The organism is Klebsiella sp. JN_Kp127 (genome assembly GCF_040062505.1).
Lineage (GTDB): Bacteria > Pseudomonadota > Gammaproteobacteria > Enterobacterales > Enterobacteriaceae > Klebsiella > Klebsiella quasipneumoniae.
On record NZ_JBEAHS010000045.1, the window covers coordinates 1 to 19,254 of the forward strand.

Below are 19,254 nucleotides of genomic sequence, written 5' to 3' on the forward strand. Positions count from 1 at the left end.
GCCTGATGGCGCTTCGCTTATCAGGCCTACGGGATGGCGACACAAACCGGGGGATGCCCCCCCCCGCCGCACAACCCAGGCGGGGTCAGGCGTAGCAGCCGCCCGGCACCCACGTGACATCACACCTGGACGACATTCTCAGATCACAGGGAATTGATACTCTACCGCCGCACACTGCCTGATGGCGCTTCGCTTATCAGGCCTACGGGATAGCGACACAAACCGGGGGATGCCCCCCCGCCGCACAACCCAGGCGGGGTCAGACGTAGCCGCCGCCCGGCATCAATGTGACATCCCACTTTGACGACATGCTCACTGCCCGGTAGTCCCGGGCTGCTGGTCTGGACGATTACAGCTTATCGAGCAGCTTTTTGGCGTCTTTGCTCTCTTTGCTGCCTTTATTACGTTCGACCCAGTCGTTGAGGCGCTGCTTCGCTTCATCCTGCAGCTGTTTACGCAGGATCTGGTCCACCTGCAGGCTGTAGCTCAGCGACTGCCAGTCGCCGTAGATGCGCAGCGGGATGGCGGTCTGCTTCAGGCGGTCGATAAGTTTGCCCTCGCCTTTCCAGCCGCCGAGCACGCGCACGTTAAAGCGCATATCGCAGTTCTCTTTCTGCAGATCGAGCTGACCTTCGCCGGTCATCGCCATCACATCGGACTGCCCCTGCAGGCGGTTCAGCGTCACCAGCCCGTTATCCAGCGTGAGCTGGCTGCTCACGGCATCCAGGCGGGTGGCATTGTCATAGTTTTCCTGCGCCCGCACGTTGGTGCTGCGCTCAACGGCCTGCTGCACCAGCTGCTGGAAGTTAAGTCCTTCGGTTCGGGTATCGGTCATCTGGAGCTGCGCCTGGCCCTGCCAGTGACGGCGGAAATCATCCGCGTCAATGCGCGTTCCGGAAAACTCGCCGGTCAGCGACAGCTTGCCGGTCAGGCTTAAGGAATAGTTGAAGGCTTTGATCAGCGAACCGATCTCCACGTTCTGCAGCGCCGGCTGGAACGTCGCCTGCGGCGTGTCGCCGCGGGCATCAAGGGTGCCGGGGAGGGAAAGCTGGCCGCCGTCGAGGCTGCCCTGCATTTTGCTGACCGTCAGCAGCCCCTGCTTATTGCTGATCTCGCTCTGCACCTGGGTGAAGTTCAGGCCGCGCCACTGCAGCTGGTCGGCGCTCAGGGCCATCCGGCCGGTAAAGCCGCGCAGGCTCTGGTAATCTTCGCGCTCATCGCTGTCGGCGATCACCGGACGCAGCGGGCGCGTCTGGCTCTGGCCCTGCTGGCTGGCGCTGCTGTCGGTCGCCGGCGAAGAGGACGCCAGCAGACTGTCGAGATTCAGGGTGGTGGCGTGCAGATCCAATGACCAGTCCGGGCGCTCTCCCAGCACCACGCTGCCGTTGCCGGTGAGGGTGCTGCCGCTGGCCATCAGGTTCAGATTATCAAAGCGCAGGGTCTTGCTATCTTCCTGCCAGCTGGCCTGCAGACTCCCCTGACCATTGATGCCGTCGGGGGGCAGCTCGGCGCCGCGCAGCTGCCAGCTGAGCTGGCTAAAGTCGGCTTTTAACGAATGCGGATAGTCGCCACCCTGTACGGTGGCGGAGAAGTTCAGCGCCAGGTCGCGCTGGTCGCGGTTGACGCGGCCGGAGAAATCGACGGTGGCCCGGTGGTTCTCATCCTGCTCCATCTGCAGGCGGATATCGCGCACGGTCACCTGCTCGCCGTTTTCATGCTGGAAGAAGAGCACGCTGTCGGCCACCTGCAGCTGTCGCACGTCGTAGGACCATCCGCGGTCCTCCGGGGCCAGCGGCAGAGTATTGTCATGCGGCACCACTGGCGCGGCGCTGTCGCGAACCGCCTCGGTTTTCGGGGTCAGCTGGATCACCGCCCCCTTGAGCATCACCTGCTTCACCTGCAGCTGATGCGAAAGCAGCGGCAGCAGCGCCACGTCGAGGCGCATGTTGTCGGCGCGGATCACCGGCTCTTCAGCGCCTCTGGCGGTCAGCGTCATGCGCCCGCTGAGAATGCTGAGCTGCGGCCAGACGTGCCAGCGCAGCGGGCCATCGAGTTCAAGCTGATAACCGCTGCGCTCTGCCACCTCATGCACCATATAGGCGCGAAAATCGTTGGGATTGACCAGCAATACCAACGAGGTAAGCCCGGCGACAATGACCGCCAGCAGGATCATCAGCGTTGTCAGTATTCGTCTCATGGCACCCTCAGCAACACCCCGTTGACGTTATCAATCCTTGTCGATTCGGCTCGCCACCGCGCCCTGCTGGTCGCGATATTTGGCGTCTTCACGGCGGTTATATGGCCGGGCCGCCGGGCCCGATAATGGTTCAAAGCTCAGCGCGCCGATGGGCATCCCCGGGCGCAGCGCCAGCGGCAGCTTGCCGGAGTTGTAGAATTCCAGCACGATGCAGCCGGACCAGCCCGGGTCGATGCGGTGCGCGGTCACGTGCACCATCAGCCCCAGGCGCGCCAGCGAGGAGCGTCCGTCGAGCCAGCCCACCAGGTCGGCAGGCAGGGTGACCGACTCATAGGTCACCGCCAGCGCCAGTTCGCCCGGATGCAGGAAAAAGGCCTCCCCTTCCGGCAGAACGATCTCTTCGCTCATCACGCGGTCCAGCGCGGCGCTCACCTCGGCCTTCGGGCCGCTTAAATCGATAAACGGCGCCGTGTGGCCGCGGAAGGTGCGGAATTTATTACCCAGCCGTACATCAACCGTCGCGCCATTAATACGCTCAACGGGCGGGCGCGGATTGATGGCCAGTCGCCCTTCATCCAACCAGGCTTCGATATCTCGGTCACACAGACGCATGGGCTTTCTCCTTATAAGGCTGCTTCCCGCACGCTTCGCGGCGGAGAGGGCAACAGGGCTACTCTTTGCACGTTACACAATTCGGCCAGGTTATTCAAAGAACTGACTGATTTTGGCCTTCAGAATATCAATCGCGATGCGGTTTTTGCCGCCGCGCGGCACGATGATGTCGGCATACTGCTTCGACGGCTCAATAAACTGCAGGAACATCGGGCGCACGGTCTTCTGATACTGGGCCATCACCGAGTCCATGGAGCGGCCGCGCTCGTTAACGTCGCGCTTAATGCGGCGCATCAGGCAAATATCGAGCGGGGTGTCGACGAAAATAGAGAAGTTGAGCTCGTTACGCAGGCGCGCATCGGTCAGCAGCAGGATCCCTTCGAGAATAATCACCTTCTTCGGCTCGACGTGAATGGTGTTCGGCGTGCGGGTATGCTCGACGTAGCTGTAGACCGGCAGTTCAATCGGCTGGCCGCTTTTCAGCATCTGCAGGTGCTGGAACAACAGACTGTGGTCCATTGAGCTCGGGTGGTCATAGTTAGTTTTGACGCGCTCTTCCATCGACAGATGACTTTGATCTTTGTAATAGCTGTCTTCCGGAATGACGCCAATATGTTCGTCGCCAACTTGTTCACGCAATTCGCGATAGAGAGTACTGGCAATAAGACTTTTGCCAGAAGCCGATGCGCCGGCGATGCCTACAATGACGCACTGATGGGACATATCAGTCATAAATTTTTGCGACCTGATTAACCTGGATAGAGATGGAGGGTGGCGGCGGACCGCCAAACGCGGCAATTATAGGGATTTCAGCGCCCCGATACCAGTGGTATGCGCCCCGGACGGCTATTCCGCCGCCGGCGCCCAGTCATCGGTATACCAGATATGCAACAGCGCATAAGATCGCATCGGCTGCCAGCGGCGAGCATAGCGGGCGATGGCGGCCGGGGTCATTCCCGGAAAGCGCTGTTTAATCAGGTAGTCATCCGGCAAAAAGATATCCTTCGCCTGCCAGCCGCGCAGGGCAAAATAACTGGCCGTCCAGCGGCCAATCCCGGGCAAAGTCTGCAATTCACGCAGCCCGGCGTCGATATCCGCCGGCGCGGTCAGGGGCAGCTCGCCGCTGAGCGCCGCCCGGGCAAGGTGGATCAGCGCCTCCGCGCGGCGAAGCGGCATCCCCAGCGCCTTCAGCGCCTGCGGATCGGCCCGGGAAAGCGCCTCCGGCGTGGGGAATAAAACATAGCCGGGGGCATCCGCCAGCGGTTCGCCCCAGCCGGCCGCCACTTTGGCGGTGAGCCGGGCGGCCATCGCCACGCTCACCAGCTGGCCGAGCACCGCGCGCACCGCCTGTTCGAAAGCGTCCAGCGCCCCGGGCAGGCGCAGCCCCGGCCGCGCCTGCGCCAGGTCGCCCAGCGTGCGAGCGACCTGCTGCGGGTCGCAGGCCAGATCAAACAGCTGGCCAATTCGCGCATAGCAGATCTCCGCCACCGGCTGCAGCCCCGGGGAGAGCGTCACCCGCAGGCCCTGCGCCTCCTCGTCCGGCGCCAGATGAATCAGCCCGCCGTGGCCTGCTACGCGAAAGCTGCGGCTGTAGCCTCCGTCATGAAAACGCTCGACGCCGGCGACTGCGCGCGCCTGCAGAAAACCAACCATCCACCCCCAGTCGTAGGGCGGGGTCCAGGGTAACAGCACCATAAGCTCTCCTTTATATAGCGTTTCAATGATAGTCGCCCTTCACCGTCAGCGCCTTGCTTTTAAATTCCGGTTGTCGGCATGACGGCGATCCGCTAAAGTCGCCCCCCTTCTTCACCGGCATGGGGATTTTGCAGACGATGTTTATTGGTTTTGACTACGGCACCGCCAACTGTTCGGTGGCCGTGATGCGGGAAAACAAGCCCCAGCTGTTGACGCTGGAAAACGGCAGCGCGCTGCTGCCCTCCATGCTCTGCGCGCCGACGCGCGAAGCGGTCAGCGAGTGGCTCTATCGCCATCATGAGGTGCCGACCCACAGCGACGAAAACCAGGCGCTACTGCGCCGGGCCATCGCCGCCAACCGCGACGAAGACATTGAGGTGCTGCGCAACAGCGTGCAGTTCGGCCTCGCCTCCCTGCATCAGTATGTTGAAGATCCGGAAGAGGTCTACTTCGTCAAATCGCCAAAGTCCTTCCTCGGCGCCAGCGGCCTCAAGCCGCAGCAGGTGGCCCTGTTTGAAGACCTGGTCTGCGCCATGATGTTGCACATCAAGCTGCAGGCGGAAAGCCAGCTGCCCGAGCAGATCGACCAGGCGGTGATAGGCCGGCCGATCAACTTCCAGGGCCTCGGCGGCGACGAGGCCAACGCCCAGGCGCAGGGGATCCTTGAGCGGGCCGCCCTCCGCGCCGGTTTCCGCGATGTGGTGTTCCAGTTTGAACCGGTGGCCGCCGGGCTGGATTTCGAAGCCACCCTCAGTGAAGAGAAGCGGGTGCTGGTCGTCGATATCGGCGGCGGGACCACCGACTGCTCCCTGCTGCTGATGGGCCCGCAGTGGCGGGAGCGCGCCGACCGCCAGCAGAGCCTGCTCGGCCACAGCGGCTGCCGCATCGGCGGTAACGACCTCGATATTGCCCTGGCCTTCAAATGCCTGATGCCCCTGCTCGGCATGGGCGGCGAAACGGAGAAAGGCACCGCGCTGCCGATCCTTCCGTGGTGGAACGCGGTGGCGATCAACGACGTCCCGGCGCAGAGCGACTTCTACAGCACCGCCAATGGCCGTCTGCTTAACGACCTGCTGCGCAGCGCCCGGGATGCCGATAAAGTGGCCCTGCTACTGAAGGTCTGGCGTCAGCGCCTGAGCTATCGCCTGGTGCGCAGCGCCGAAGAGAGCAAAATCGCCCTCTCCAGCGCGGACAGCGTCGAGACCGCGCTGCCGTTTATTCAGGACGAGCTGGCCACCGCCATCGCCCGGCAGGGGCTGGAAGCGGCGCTGGATCAGCCGCTGAGCCGCATTATGGAACAGGTGCAGCTTGCCCTCGACAGCAGCCAGACCACCCCGGACGTGATCTATCTGACCGGCGGTAGCGCCCGCTCACCGCTGATCAAAAAGGCGCTGGCGGCCAAGCTCCCGGGTATTCCGCTGGCCGGTGGGGATGATTTTGGCTCAGTAACCGCCGGGCTGGCCCGCTGGGCGCAGGTGGTTTTCCGCTAGCCCTTGCCCGGCGCTGCCGCGCAGCAGGTCTGTCCTGATCGCGGCGTTGCAGATTACGCTGGAATATTCCTGGTCTCCCACGCAAAATGGCCTGTTCGTCCGGACAGGCCTGTCCACTTTCCTCCGCTTCCGGGGGCGTATTATCCATACCGTAGCCAGTCGTCTGCGGTCAGTAATCTTTGCATGCCGCAAGGGGGCGTGATTGAAAAGGGTGTCTGCGATCTTCGCAGCGGTCCGGCGTTGCCGGCCGCGGTTCCTGGCAGGCTGGCTGGTCAGCTGCGGATTGCTCTTGCTGCTGATCGCCCCGCAGGCGCAGTCGGCGCCCCGACAACTGGGAACAGATATCCCCGTCGAATGGTACGCGGACGACAGCGGCCAGATGACCATCGATCGCTTTGCCGACCTGCCCGTGGACCAGCTCGCCACCACCCGGCAAATCCCCTCCTTCGGCTATTCACGCAAAACCCTGTGGCTGCGCAGCGAGCTGCCGGGTGATTGGTTTGCCGGCGAGTCGCGCTGGCTGCAGATTGGTCCCTCTTTCGTCGACCACCTGACTCTCTATTACCGGCCACTGGGCAGCGACGCGCCGTGGACCGCGCGGACCTTTGGCGACCGTGACCTGGCCCGGGAGAGCGATCTCCACTATCGGGAAAGCGTGCTGATCCTCCCTCCGCCGCCCACCGCCGCCGGCTATGAGATGGTCTTTCGCCTGCAGAGCACCAGCACCCTGATCCTGCTGGCCTCCCTCTCTTCTCCGCAGGCCTATCTGCAGCGGGCCACCGCCGACACCGCCTTCTGGAGCTTCTATTTTGGCCTCGCGGCGGTCGCCAGCGGCGTGGCGCTGTGGCTGGCCCTGGCCCTGCGCCGGCGTCTGCTGTGGGGCATCTGCTTCTTCTCGCTCAATTATCCGCTGGTGGGCGCCCTGCACGGCTTCCCGGAGTGGTTCTTCGGCCACGCCGCGCTGCCCTTCCAGGACTTTATGATCAGCAGCCTCTCCCTGTTCAGCTATGCCACCGCCCTGTGGCTGCACAGCGAGATATTTGATTTGAAGAAAAATATGCCGCGGCTTTACCGGCTGCTGATCGCCGCCGTGGCGCTCAACCTGCTGCTGCAGGTCAGCATTCCGCTGGGGTTTTACGGCCTCGCCATGCAGATTGAAGGGGTGATCTTTATCATTATCACTCCGGTGCTGCTGTTCACCTCCTGGTGGCTGTGGCGCAAAAAAGCTATCGACCGCAACACCCTCCTGCTGGGGCTCCTGCCGCCGTTCTATGTCGCCGCCGCGGTGCTGGTGCAGCTGTCGATCCACGGTATTATCCCGTTTCATATGGCGATCTATTCCCTCTGGCAGTATGCGCTGATCGTCCACATCATTACGGTGCTGATCATTGCCATCCTGCGGGTGCGGGCTGAAAACCGTCAGCTGGAGCAGAAGCAGCGCCTGGCGCGCGAGCTGCAGATCGAGCGCGAGGCCAGCTTCCACCAGCGGCAGTTTATGGGCATGGTGGCGCATGAATTCCGCACCCCGCTGGCGGTGATCCAGGCTGCGCTGGAGAATCTCCGCCTCTCGGCGGCGTCGGCCAGCCAGGAGGCGCGCTTCGATCGCATCGGCCGCGCCGCCACCCGTCTGGTGCAGCTCACCGATAACTGCCTCGCCGACGCCCGGCTCGCTTCCCACGATCTGCACGTCGACCGCCAGCAGACCGCCCTGCTGACGGTGATCACTATGGCGGCCTCGGTAGTGGCTATCTCCCATGACCATTACCTGAACATTCGCCATCACGGCGCGGTGGAAAGCCCGCAGCTACAGGCCGACGCCGGCCTGCTGTGCATCGCCATCGCCAACCTGCTGGATAACGCGGTCAAGTATTCGCCGCCGGGCGAAATCACCATCGATATTCACGCCGATGCCGGGCAAACAGAGCTGCGCATTCGCGACTACGGTCCTGGCCTCCCCGCCGGGCAGGCGGAACTGATCTTTGAGCGCTACCGACGCGGGGAACATACGTCGCCAGTGCCGGGCGGCACCGGTCTCGGACTGTATGTTGCGCGCCAGATCGTGCAGGCTCATGATGGCAAACTGTGGCTGGCCGAGCATGGCCCGGACGGCTGCACCTTTATTCTCACCCTCCCCACGGTTGCTTAAGAGGAGAACGACGCATGGCTTTACGGCTGGCGATAATTGAAGATAACCCCGATCTGCTGGATGAACTGCTGGCCTGGCTGGGCTATCGCGGCTTCGAGGTCTGGGGGACGTGCAGCGCCGAAGCCTTCTGGCGGCAGCTGCACAGCCATCCGGTGGACATCGTGCTGATAGATATCGGTCTGCCCGGCGAGGATGGCTTCAGCGTCCTGAGCTACCTGCATGAGCTGGGCCACTACGGCCTGGTGGTGGTCAGCGCCCGCGGCCAGCAGCAGGATAAACTGCAGGCGCTGAGCCTCGGGGCGGATGCTTACCTTATCAAGCCGGTTAACTTCGCCCACCTCGCGGAGACCCTGACCGCCCTCGGCGCCCGCCTGCGGCAGGATCGCCCGGCGGCCTCCCCGCCGCCGGAGACGGCCAGCGCCGTCTCTCCCCCCGCCACCGGGCTCTGGCGTCTGCACGAAGATAAACTGATCTCACCCGACGCCCGGACGCTGGAGTTAACCCAGCAGGAATATCGCCTGGTGGAACTCTTAATGCGCAATCGCAACGAAGTGTGCAGCAAGCTGGATCTCCATGCCTGCCTGTTCGCCCATGAAAGCGAGCCTGACCTGCACCGCATCGACGTGGTGGTTAGCCGCCTGCGCCACAAGGCTCGCCAGCAGGGGATCCACCTGCCCGTACGCGCCATCTTTGGTAAGGGGCTGGCCTTTATCTCCTGATAGACGGGGTATGTCGGCGGCCGTGCTGGATATGAATGACTCGCAAGTGTTAATTTTTCTCATTTTCTGAGAGAAATGAGAGGAATGAGACTGACGATGACCTTAAGAACTTTCTTATAGTGCTACTACATAAGGATGATGTCGTATGATTTTCATTGGACAGAAAAGCATATAACAAAACGTATTAGCCGTTCGCGGCAAATTCTGACACCATGCAACACAACCAAGGTATAAACAATGGCCATGCAAACGTGGTTAGTTTTATTGCTATGCATTTTTTTCTTCAGCATCTCTGTATACAGTTTTATTTCCTATCTGAAAGACAGGAGACGGCAGAAATTTACCTTCAACGATAAGCGTTCAATGCGTCGTAAATAATTCACTGTAGAATAATAAAAACATATTGTAGGCACTTTAATACAGTTAACACACCGCATACGCCCGGAGGATGTGTCACAGCATGGCGTTATGTTTTTGCGTAAGGAAATAACGCCATGAGAAACATTAATGTCACCATCAATACCCGTAACACCTTTGTCCGTGAATCGCTGGTCGCCATGGTCAATGACCTCACCCGGGGCGATCAGCGGGCACGCTTTTCCTGGCGGAATAATGACCTGTCAGGGGAAGACATCATCATTTGCGAAGTGATCCCCGGCGAAATCTACCTGTGCAATACGCTGATTAAAAACAGGAAAAAAGGCAGTTCGCTGATTATCCTCCACAGCTACGACCAGCTGCCGGAAGAGGATTTCATGATTAACTGCCTGAAAGGGGTCATTTTTGTCTCGCTCAAGACGGCCAGTATTCCGCAACTGCTGACGATTATTAAAAGCGAGCTCCAGCATTGTATGGCGCCTTCGGCCACCGACGACGCAGGCCGGGAGCTCAGCTGCGCCAGCTGCCCGCATCGCGTGCTGTCGCGCTCCCAGACCGCCGTGGTGCACGGTATTCTCGAAGGTCTCGATATGAGTAAAATCGCCGCCCTGCAGCGCGTCAGCCCCCGCACCGCCGCTTATCATAAGAATAAGATTATGGAAAAATACAGCCTGAATAATAACCACGACTTTTTCCAGTTTATGAATCTGTTACGTGAGCGCTGGTAGGCAAATAGCGTGCAGAAGAAAATAAGATTTTCACCTGGCTATATTGTCGGAAATCTGAAAATAGCCGCTGAATGCTAAAAAAGCGCCAGCGCTGCCAGACATAACGTTAAACTCTGACGCTTCCTCGGTATAAAGACGTTACCGCGCGCCTTTATATAAGAAAAAAGACTATTTACGAGGAAAACTGATACTTCGTCACATTGCCCCTGACGTGCCTGTCAGGGGTCTTTTTTTCCATGTGGAATGGCGCCCTCTGCGCGAGGGCGCGGCTGGATCAGGCTTCCACTTTCTCCGCTTCCCAGTCCGGCTGCGCTTCCTCGTCGGTGAGCAGACCTTCATTTTTCGACAGCATGGCGGTGGCGATGCCGTTGCCCAGCACGTTGATGGCGGAGCGCCCCATATCGAGGAAGTGGTCGATGCCCATCAGCAGCAGGATCCCGGCAACCGGAATATGGAAGCTGGGAATGGTGGCCGCCAGCACCACCAGCGCCGAGCGCGGCACCCCGGCGATGCCTTTTGAGGCCAGCATCAGGGTCAGCATCATGACCGTAATCTCGCTGAAGCTCAGCGACACGTTATAGGCCTGAGCGATAAACATCGCGGCGAAGGAGCAGTAGACCATCGAGCCGACGAGGTTGAATGAGTAGCCAATCGGCAGGACGAACGAGACGATATTGCGCGAACAGCCAAACTTCACCAGCCGCTCGAGGGTCTTCGGATAGGCCGCTTCCGAGCTGCTGGTGGTAAAAGCCACCAGCACCGGATCTTTCAGCATGTTCAGCAGGCGGAAGACCTCTTTCTTGAGCACCATATAGCCGACGGCAATCAGCACCGCGCTGGTCAGCAGCACCGCCAGGTAATAACCGCCAATGAACGAAGCGTAGTTGAGCAAAATTCCCAGCCCCTGCGAGGCAATCACCGACGAGATGGCGGCGAAGATGGCCAGCGGCGCAACGTACATCACATAGCCCGTCACCTTCAGCATAATGTGCGACACCACGTTAAGGGCCGCCACCAGCGGCGCATTAAACTTCTCCCCCAGCGACGCACCGGCGATGCCAAAGAACATCGAGAACACCACGATCTGCAGGATCTCGTTGTTGGCCATCGCCTCGGTGATGCTGGTGGGAATGGTATGCGACAGGAACCCTTTCAGGGTCATGCCGCTGACCGCCAGGCCGGTATCCACCGCCTCTTTCGGCACCGTCAGGTTTAGCCCGGCGCCCGGGTGCTGGAAGGTGACGATCACCAGCCCGACGAGAATGGACAATACCGACGAGGTGATAAACCACACCATCGCCTTACCGCCCACCCGGCCAATGGTCGCCGTCTCGCCGAGGCGCATAATACCGACCGTCAGGGTGCTGAACACCAACGGCGCGATGACCATTTTGATTAAGCGCAGAAACAGATCGGTCAGCAGCGTGATGTTGTCTGCCCATGCGGAGATGGTGGTCGGCGTCGCGTAGGCATGGATAGCCGCGCCGGAGAGGATCCCCATCAGCATAAAAATGACGATGAAGAGCGTGAGTTTGTTTGCGTTTGCCACAGCAATGACCCCTGATTATTCAAGACGTTGATTTATAAGTGCATATTTTATTATTATGGAAATGCACTGATTTATTCACCGCATAAATCTAATTAAAGCCCTTGCGGATACAACTATTTTTTACTTTTTTAAACTAAAAGTTGATATCACCCCGGAAATCGGCGGCGAGACCGCCCGCCATCGCCGCCGTTATCCAGACATTTCTCAACCTTCTTTTCATAATTCCTCCATTTTTACGGCCCCTTCCCTCACTAAACTAGTATCATTCAGCGAAACGCTTCAGGATGAGACCGTAAACTAATGAAAGGCAGTAACATACGTCGTTGGGGCGCCGCGCTGGCGGTAGTGATTATCGCCGGGACCGCCTACTGGTTCTGGCACGATCGTGGAACGAGCGGCAGCGGGACGCCCGCCGCCGGGCAGGGTCCGCAGGGGCCGGGCGGCGCGCGCCATGGTCGCTTTGGCGGCGCGCTGGCGCCGGTGCAGGCCGCCACCGCGACCGAACAAGCGGTGCCGCGCTATCTTACCGGGCTGGGTACCGTGACGGCGGCCAATACCGTCACCGTCCGCAGCCGGGTCGACGGCCAGCTGCTGAGCCTTCACTTCCAGGAGGGGCAGCAGGTCAAAGCCGGCGATCTGCTGGCGCAGATCGACCCCAGCCAGTTTAAGGTGGCCCTTGCCCAGGCGCAGGGTCAGCTGGCGAAAGATAACGCCACCCTGGCCAACGCCCGCCGCGATCTGGCCCGTTACCAGCAGCTGGTGAAAACCAACCTCGTCTCCCGCCAGGAGCTCGACACCCAGCAGTCGCTGGTGGTGGAATCCGCCGGCACCGTGAAGGCCGATGAAGCGGCCGTCGCCAGCGCCCAGCTGCAGCTCGACTGGACGCGCATCACCGCGCCGATTGACGGCCGCGTCGGCTTAAAGCAGGTGGATATCGGCAACCAGATTTCCAGCGGGGATACCACCGGGATTGTGGTTCTCACCCAGACGCACCCGATCGACGTGGTCTTTACCCTGCCGGAAAGCACCATCGCCACGGTGGTGCAGGCGCAGAAAGCGGGCAAAGCGCTCAGCGTCGAAGCCTGGGACCGCACCAATAAACAGAAAATCAGCGTCGGGGAGCTGCTGAGCCTCGACAACCAGATCGATGCGACCACCGGGACCATCAAGCTGAAGGCGCGCTTTAGCAATCTGGACGACGCCCTGTTCCCCAACCAGTTCGTTAACGCCCGCCTGCTGGTGGATACCCAGCAGAACGCTGTGGTGATCCCTGCCGCCGCCCTGCAGATGGGCAACGAAGGGCATTTTGTATGGGTCCTGAACGATGAGAATAAGGTCAGCAAACACAGCGTCACTCCGGGGATTCAGGACAGCCAGAAAGTGGTGATCAGCGCCGGGCTTTCCGCCGGGGATCGCGTGGTCACCGACGGGATTGACCGCCTGACCGAAGGGGCGAAAGTGGAAGTTGTCACCGCCAGCAGCGGCGAGCAGGCGCAGCCCGCCCCGCGCCAGAGCGGTAAACACGGAGCGCGTTCCTGATGCAGGTGTTACCCCCAGGCCGCACCGGCGGCCCGTCCCGGCTATTTATTATGCGTCCGGTGGCCACCACGCTGCTGATGGTGGCGATCCTGCTGGCCGGGATTATCGGCTACCGTTTTCTGCCGGTCTCCGCCCTGCCGGAGGTCGATTACCCGACCATCCAGGTGGTCACCCTCTATCCGGGCGCCAGCCCGGACGTGGTGACCTCCGCCATCACCGCCCCGCTGGAGCGCCAGTTCGGCCAGATGTCCGGCCTTAAGCAGATGTCCTCCCAAAGCTCCGGCGGCGCCTCGGTCGTCACGCTCCAGTTCCAGCTGACCCTGCCGCTGGACGTCGCCGAGCAGGAAGTGCAGGCGGCCATTAACGCCGCCACCAACCTGCTGCCGAGCGATCTGCCCAACCCGCCGGTCTACAGCAAGGTCAACCCGGCGGATCCGCCGATCATGACCCTCGCCGTCACCTCCTCGGCCATTCCGATGACCCAGGTGGAGGATATGGTGGAGACCCGGGTGGCGCAGAAGATTTCTCAGGTTTCCGGCGTCGGTCTGGTGACCCTCGCCGGCGGCCAACGCCCGGCGGTGCGGGTCAAGCTGAACGCCCAGGCCATCGCCGCCCTCGGCCTGACCAGCGAAACCGTGCGCACCGCCATCACCAGCGCCAACGTTAACTCGGCGAAAGGCAGCCTCGACGGCCCGGCCCGCGCGGTGACGCTTTCCGCTAACGATCAGATGCAGTCCGCTGAGGATTACCGCCGGCTGATTATCGCTTATCAGAACGGGGCGCCGATCCGCCTTGGCGACGTCGCCAGCGTCGAACAAGGCGCTGAGAACAGCTGGCTGGGGGCGTGGGCCAACCAGCAGCGGGCCATCGTGATGAACGTCCAGCGTCAGCCGGGGGCCAACATTATCGACACCGCCGACAGCATTCGCCAGATGCTGCCGCAGCTCACCGAGAGCCTGCCAAAATCGGTGAAGGTGCAGGTTCTTTCCGACCGGACCACCAACATTCGCGCCTCGGTGCGCGACACGCAGTTTGAGCTGATGCTGGCCATCGCCCTGGTGGTGATGATCATCTATCTGTTCCTGCGCAACGTCCCGGCGACCATTATTCCCGGCGTCGCGGTGCCGCTGTCGCTGGTGGGCACCTTCGCGGTGATGGTGTTCCTCGACTTCTCCATCAACAACCTGACGCTGATGGCCCTCACCATCGCCACCGGCTTTGTGGTGGATGACGCCATCGTGGTGATCGAGAATATCTCGCGCTATATCGAAAAAGGCGAGAAACCGCTGGCCGCCGCGCTGAAAGGCGCAGGGGAAATTGGCTTCACCATTATCTCCCTCACCTTCTCGCTGATCGCGGTGCTGATCCCGCTGCTGTTTATGGGCGATATCGTCGGCCGCCTGTTCCGCGAATTCGCCGTCACCCTCGCCGTCGCTATTCTTATCTCGGCGGTGGTCTCCCTGACCCTGACGCCGATGATGTGCGCCCGCATGTTAAGCCACGAATCGCTGCGCAAGCAGAACCGCTTCTCGCGGGCCAGCGAGCGCTTCTTCGACCGGGTGATCGCCGTCTATGGCCGCTGGCTGAGCCGGGTGCTGAACCATCCGTGGCTGACGCTCGGCGTCGCCCTGAGCACCCTGGCGCTGTCGATCCTCCTGTGGATCTTTATTCCCAAAGGCTTCTTCCCGATTCAGGATAACGGCATTATCCAGGGTACCCTCCAGGCGCCGCAGTCGGTCTCCTTCGCCAGCATGGCCCAGCGCCAGCAGCAGGTTTCCGACATTATCCTCAAGGATCCGGCGGTGGAGAGCCTGACCTCGTTTGTCGGCGTCGACGGCACCAACCCGGCGCTGAACAGCGCCCGCCTGCAGATCAACCTCAAGCCGCTGGATCAACGCGACGACCGCGTTCAGACGGTGATTAGCCGTCTGCAGCAGGCGGTGGCCGGCGTCCCCGGCGTGGCGCTCTATCTGCAGCCGACCCAGGATCTGACCATCGACACCACGGTGAGCCGCACCCAGTACCAGTTCACACTGCAGGCGAACTCCCTCGAGGCGCTGAGCACCTGGGTGCCACCGCTGCTCAGCCGCCTGCAGGCTCAGCCGCAGCTGGCCGACGTCAGTAGCGACTGGCAGGACAAAGGCCTGGCCGCCTACATCAAAGTGGACCGGGACAGCGCCAGCCGCCTCGGCATCTCGATGGCGGACGTCGATAACGCGCTGTACAACGCCTTCGGCCAGCGGCTGATCTCCACCATTTACACCCAGGCGAATCAGTATCGCGTGGTGCTTGAGCAGGATACCGAAGCGACGCCGGGCCTGGCGGCGCTGGATAATATCCGCCTGACCAGCAGCGACGGCGGCATTGTGCCGCTGACCGCCATCGCCACGGTGGAGCAGCGCTTTACCCCGCTGTCGGTGAACCACCTCGATCAGTTCCCGGTGACCACCATCTCGTTTAACGTGCCGGACAACTATTCGCTCGGCGAAGCGGTGGAGGCGATCCTCGCCGCCGAACAGTCGCTGGATTTCCCGACCGATATCCGCACCCAGTTCCAGGGCAGCTCGCTGGCCTTCCAGTCGGCGCTGGGCAGCACCGTCTGGCTGGTCGTGGCCGCGGTAGTGGCGATGTATATCGTGCTGGGGGTGCTGTATGAGAGCTTCATCCATCCGATCACCATTCTCTCCACCCTGCCCACCGCCGGGGTCGGGGCGCTGCTGGCGCTGTGGCTGGCGGGCAGCGAGCTGGACGTGATCGCCATCATCGGCATTATTCTGCTGATCGGCATCGTGAAGAAGAACGCCATCATGATGATCGACTTCGCGCTGGCCGCCGAGCGCGAGCAGGGTATGCCGCCGCGGGAGGCGATCTATCAGGCCTGTCTGCTGCGTTTTCGCCCGATCCTGATGACCACCCTCGCCGCCCTGCTCGGCGCCCTGCCGCTGATGCTGAGCACCGGCGTCGGCGCCGAGCTGCGGCGTCCGCTGGGGATCGGCATGGTCGGCGGTCTGATGCTCAGCCAGGTGCTGACCCTGTTCACCACCCCGGTGATCTACCTGCTGTTCGACCGCCTGTCGCTGCATCTGAAGCGCCGCTTCCCGCGTCAGGAAGAGGAGGCGTAAGTGAAGTTTTTCGCCCTCTTCATTTACCGCCCGGTGGCGACGATCCTCATCTCGCTGGCCATCACCCTGTGCGGCATTCTCGGCTTCCGGCTGCTGCCGGTGGCCCCGCTGCCGCAGGTGGATTTCCCGGTGATCATGGTCAGTGCCTCGCTGCCGGGGGCCTCGCCGGAGACCATGGCTTCGTCGGTGGCCACCCCGCTGGAGCGCTCCCTGGGGCGGATTGCCGGGGTCAATGAGATGACCTCCTCCAGCTCGCTCGGCAGCACCCGCATCATTCTCGAGTTTAACTTCGACCGCGATATCAACGGCGCGGCGCGCGACGTGCAGGCGGCGATCAACGCCGCGCAAAGCCTGCTGCCGAGCGGGATGCCGAGCCGTCCGACCTACCGCAAAGCCAACCCGTCGGATGCGCCGATCATGATCCTGACGCTGACCTCGGACACCTACTCCCAGGGTGAGCTGTATGATTTCGCCTCCACCCAGCTGGCGCAGACCATCGCGCAGATCGACGGCGTCGGCGATGTCGACGTCGGCGGCAGCTCTCTGCCGGCGGTGCGCGTCGATCTCAACCCGCAGGCGCTGTTTAACCAGGGCGTGTCGCTGGACGCGGTGCGCACCGCCATCAGCGACGCTAACGTGCGCAAACCGCAGGGGGCGCTGGAGGACAGCGCCCACCGCTGGCAGGTGCAGACCAACGATGAGCTGAAGACCGCCGCCGACTATCAGCCGCTGATCGTCCACTACCAGAACGGCGCCGCGGTGCGGCTGGGGGATGTCGCCACCGTCTCGGATTCGGTGCAGGATGTGCGCAACGCCGGGATGACCAACGCCAAACCAGCGATCCTGCTGATGATCCGCAAACTGCCGGAAGCCAATATCATCCAGACGGTGGACAGCATCCGCGCCCGCCTGCCGGAGCTGCAGCAGACCATTCCGGCGGCCATCGATCTGCAGATCGCCCAGGACCGCTCGCCGACTATTCGCGCCTCGCTGGAGGAGGTGGAGCAGACGCTGGTGATTTCGGTGGCGCTGGTGATCCTGGTGGTGTTCCTCTTCCTGCGATCCGGGCGCGCGACGCTGATCCCGGCGGTGGCGGTTCCGGTTTCGCTGATCGGTACCTTCGCCGCCATGTACCTGTGCGGCTTCAGCCTTAACAACCTGTCGCTGATGGCGCTGACCATCGCCACCGGCTTCGTGGTGGATGACGCCATCGTGGTGCTGGAGAATATCTCCCGCCATCTGGAGGCGGGGATGAAACCGCTGCAGGCGGCGCTGCAGGGGAGCCGCGAGGTCGGCTTTACCGTCCTGTCGATGAGCCTGTCGCTGGTGGCGGTGTTTTTGCCGCTGCTGCTGATGGGCGGCCTGCCCGGCCGCCTGCTGCGCGAGTTCGCCGTCACCCTGTCGGTGGCGATCGGCATCTCGCTGGCGGTCTCCCTCACCCTGACGCCGATGATGTGCGGCTGGCTGCTGAAAAGCGGCAAACCCCACCAGCCGACGCGCAACCGCGGCTTTGGCCGCCTGCTGGTGGCCATGCAGGGTGGCTATGGTAAGTCGTTAAAATGGGTGCTGAAGCACAGCCGCCTGACCGGCCTGGTGGTGCTGGGCACCATCGCCCTCAGCGTCTGGCTCTATATCTCGATCCCGAAAACCTTCTTCCCGGAGCAGGACACCGGGGTGCTGATGGGCGGCATTCAGGCCGACCAGAGCATCTCCTTCCAGGCGATGCGCGGCAAGCTGCAGGACTTTATGCAGATCATTCGCGAAGATCCGGCGGTGGATAACGTCACCGGGTTTACCGGCGGCTCGCGGGTCAACAGCGGGATGATGTTTATCACCCTCAAACCGCGCGACCAGCGCCACGAGACGGCGCAGCAGGTGATCGACCGGCTGCGCAAAAAGCTGGCCAACGAGCCCGGGGCCAATCTGTTCCTGATGGCGGTGCAGGATATCCGCGTCGGCGGCCGGCAGTCGAACGCCAGCTATCAGTACACCCTGCTGTCCGATGACCTGTCGGCGCTGCGCGAATGGGAGCCGAAGATCCGCAAAGCGCTGGCGGCGCTGCCTGAGCTGGCGGACGTCAACTCGGATCAGCAGGATAATGGCGCCGAAATGGACCTGGTCTATGACCGGGATACCATGTCGCGCCTTGGCATCAGCGTTCAGGACGCCAACAACCTGCTGAACAACGCCTTCGGCCAGCGGCAGATCTCCACCATCTACCAGCCGCTGAACCAGTATAAAGTGGTGATGCAGGTCGACCCGGCCTATACCCAGGACGTCAGCGCCCTGGATAAGATGTTTGTCATCAACAGCGAGGGCAAGCCGATCCCGCTGGCCTACTTCGCCAAATGGCAGCCGGCCAACGCCCCGCTGTCGGTGAACCACCAGGGGCTGTCGGCGGCGTCCACTATCTCCTTTAACCTGCCCACCGGCCGCTCGCTGTCGGAAGCCAGCGAGGCGATTAACCGCGCGATGACCCAGCTCGGGGTGCCGTCCACCGTACGCGGCTCCTTTGCCGGTACCGCTCAGGTGTTTCAGCAGACCATGAACGCGCAGGTGATCCTGATCCTCGCGGCCATCGCCACGGTCTATATCGTGCTGGGGATGCTCTACGAGAGCTATGTGCATCCGTTGACCATCCTTTCGACGCTGCCCTCCGCCGGGGTGGGCGCGCTGCTGGCGCTGGAGATATTCGATGCCCCGTTCAGCCTCATCGCCCTTATCGGGATCATGTTATTAATTGGCATCGTGAAGAAAAACGCCATCATGATGGTTGATTTTGCCCTTGAGGCGCAGCGCACCGGCAACCTGACGCCGGAAGAGGCGATTTTCCAGGCCTGCCTGCTGCGTTTCCGGCCGATTATGATGACCACCCTCGCCGCGCTGTTCGGCGCCCTGCCGCTGGTGCTCTCCGGCGGCGACGGCTCCGAGCTGCGCCAGCCGCTGGGGATCACCATCGTCGGCGGTCTGGTGATGAGCCAGCTGTTAACGCTCTACACCACGCCGGTGGTCTATCTTTTCTTTGACCGTTTGCGGCTGCGTTTTTCGCGTCATTCCACTCAACCGGTAAGCGAATAAG

Annotated in this window: 13 protein-coding genes; 8 read left to right on the forward strand and 5 right to left on the reverse strand. The window is 61.9% G+C overall.

Annotated features, from left to right (window positions below; translation table 11 throughout):
- Positions 1–349: 349 nt before the first annotated feature.
- From asmA to alkA, 4 genes are all read right to left on the reverse strand, one after another.
- Positions 350–2,197 (reverse strand): outer membrane assembly protein AsmA, encoded by a 1,848-nt coding sequence (asmA, locus tag ABLV04_RS17180; protein ID WP_348815956.1) that lies wholly within the window; start codon positions 2,195–2,197, stop codon positions 350–352.
- A 30-nt stretch (positions 2,198–2,227) separates the two neighbouring features.
- The gene (dcd, locus tag ABLV04_RS17185; RefSeq protein WP_004151145.1) at positions 2,228–2,809 is read right to left on the reverse strand and encodes a dCTP deaminase; all 582 of its coding nucleotides are present in this window, start codon (positions 2,807–2,809) and stop codon (positions 2,228–2,230) included.
- 90 nt (positions 2,810–2,899) lie between these two features.
- On the reverse strand, positions 2,900–3,541 hold the full coding sequence (gene udk / locus ABLV04_RS17190) for a uridine kinase (RefSeq protein ID WP_002912442.1): 642 nt from the start codon (positions 3,539–3,541) through the stop codon (positions 2,900–2,902).
- Positions 3,542–3,655: 114 nt separating this feature from the next.
- Complete coding sequence (alkA, locus tag ABLV04_RS17195; protein WP_101862010.1) at positions 3,656–4,504, reverse strand: DNA-3-methyladenine glycosylase 2; 849 nt, start codon at positions 4,502–4,504, stop codon at positions 3,656–3,658.
- A gap of 137 nt (positions 4,505–4,641) precedes the next feature.
- On the opposite strand from alkA, the gene yegD reads away from it, so the two are divergent.
- The 5 genes from yegD to ABLV04_RS17220 all read left to right on the forward strand — a co-directional run bounded on the left by yegD (position 4,642) and on the right by ABLV04_RS17220 (position 9,965).
- Entirely contained in the window at positions 4,642–5,994 is a 1,353-nt protein-coding gene (yegD, locus tag ABLV04_RS17200; protein WP_023290387.1) for a molecular chaperone, read from the forward strand.
- 289 nt (positions 5,995–6,283) lie between these two features.
- Positions 6,284–8,140, forward strand: a complete 1,857-nt coding sequence (locus ABLV04_RS17205) for a sensor histidine kinase (protein WP_032453473.1) — start codon at positions 6,284–6,286, stop codon at positions 8,138–8,140.
- Between the two features lie 14 nt (positions 8,141–8,154).
- Complete coding sequence (locus ABLV04_RS17210; protein WP_109547121.1) at positions 8,155–8,859, forward strand: response regulator transcription factor; 705 nt, start codon at positions 8,155–8,157, stop codon at positions 8,857–8,859.
- A 237-nt stretch (positions 8,860–9,096) separates the two neighbouring features.
- Positions 9,097–9,237, forward strand: coding sequence for a small membrane protein (locus ABLV04_RS17215; protein WP_004146563.1), 141 nt, complete (start codon positions 9,097–9,099; stop codon positions 9,235–9,237).
- 116 nt (positions 9,238–9,353) lie between these two features.
- Positions 9,354–9,965, forward strand: a complete 612-nt coding sequence (locus ABLV04_RS17220) for a transcriptional regulator (RefSeq protein WP_023290390.1) — start codon at positions 9,354–9,356, stop codon at positions 9,963–9,965.
- Between the two features lie 274 nt (positions 9,966–10,239).
- Here ABLV04_RS17220 and ABLV04_RS17225 read toward each other — a convergent pair whose 3' ends face one another.
- Positions 10,240–11,514 (reverse strand): dicarboxylate/amino acid:cation symporter, encoded by a 1,275-nt coding sequence (locus ABLV04_RS17225; RefSeq protein ID WP_080820419.1) that lies wholly within the window; start codon positions 11,512–11,514, stop codon positions 10,240–10,242.
- 300 nt (positions 11,515–11,814) lie between these two features.
- Here ABLV04_RS17225 and ABLV04_RS17230 point away from each other — a divergent pair, with 300 nt between their 5' ends.
- Genes ABLV04_RS17230 through mdtC form a run of 3 tightly spaced genes read left to right on the forward strand, consistent with a single transcriptional unit; the run spans position 11,815 to position 19,253 of the window.
- Positions 11,815–13,053, forward strand: a complete 1,239-nt coding sequence (locus ABLV04_RS17230; protein WP_023290392.1) for an MdtA/MuxA family multidrug efflux RND transporter periplasmic adaptor subunit — start codon at positions 11,815–11,817, stop codon at positions 13,051–13,053.
- Positions 13,053–16,175: an MdtB/MuxB family multidrug efflux RND transporter permease subunit gene (locus ABLV04_RS17235; RefSeq protein ID WP_348815958.1), complete on the forward strand. Its 3,123-nt coding sequence runs from the start codon at positions 13,053–13,055 to the stop codon at positions 16,173–16,175. Before ABLV04_RS17230 ends, ABLV04_RS17235 begins: the two co-directional genes overlap by 1 nt.
- Positions 16,176–19,253: a multidrug efflux RND transporter permease subunit MdtC gene (gene mdtC / locus ABLV04_RS17240; RefSeq protein ID WP_032453476.1), complete on the forward strand. Its 3,078-nt coding sequence runs from the start codon at positions 16,176–16,178 to the stop codon at positions 19,251–19,253.
- The last annotated feature ends 1 nt before the right edge of the window (position 19,254 follow it).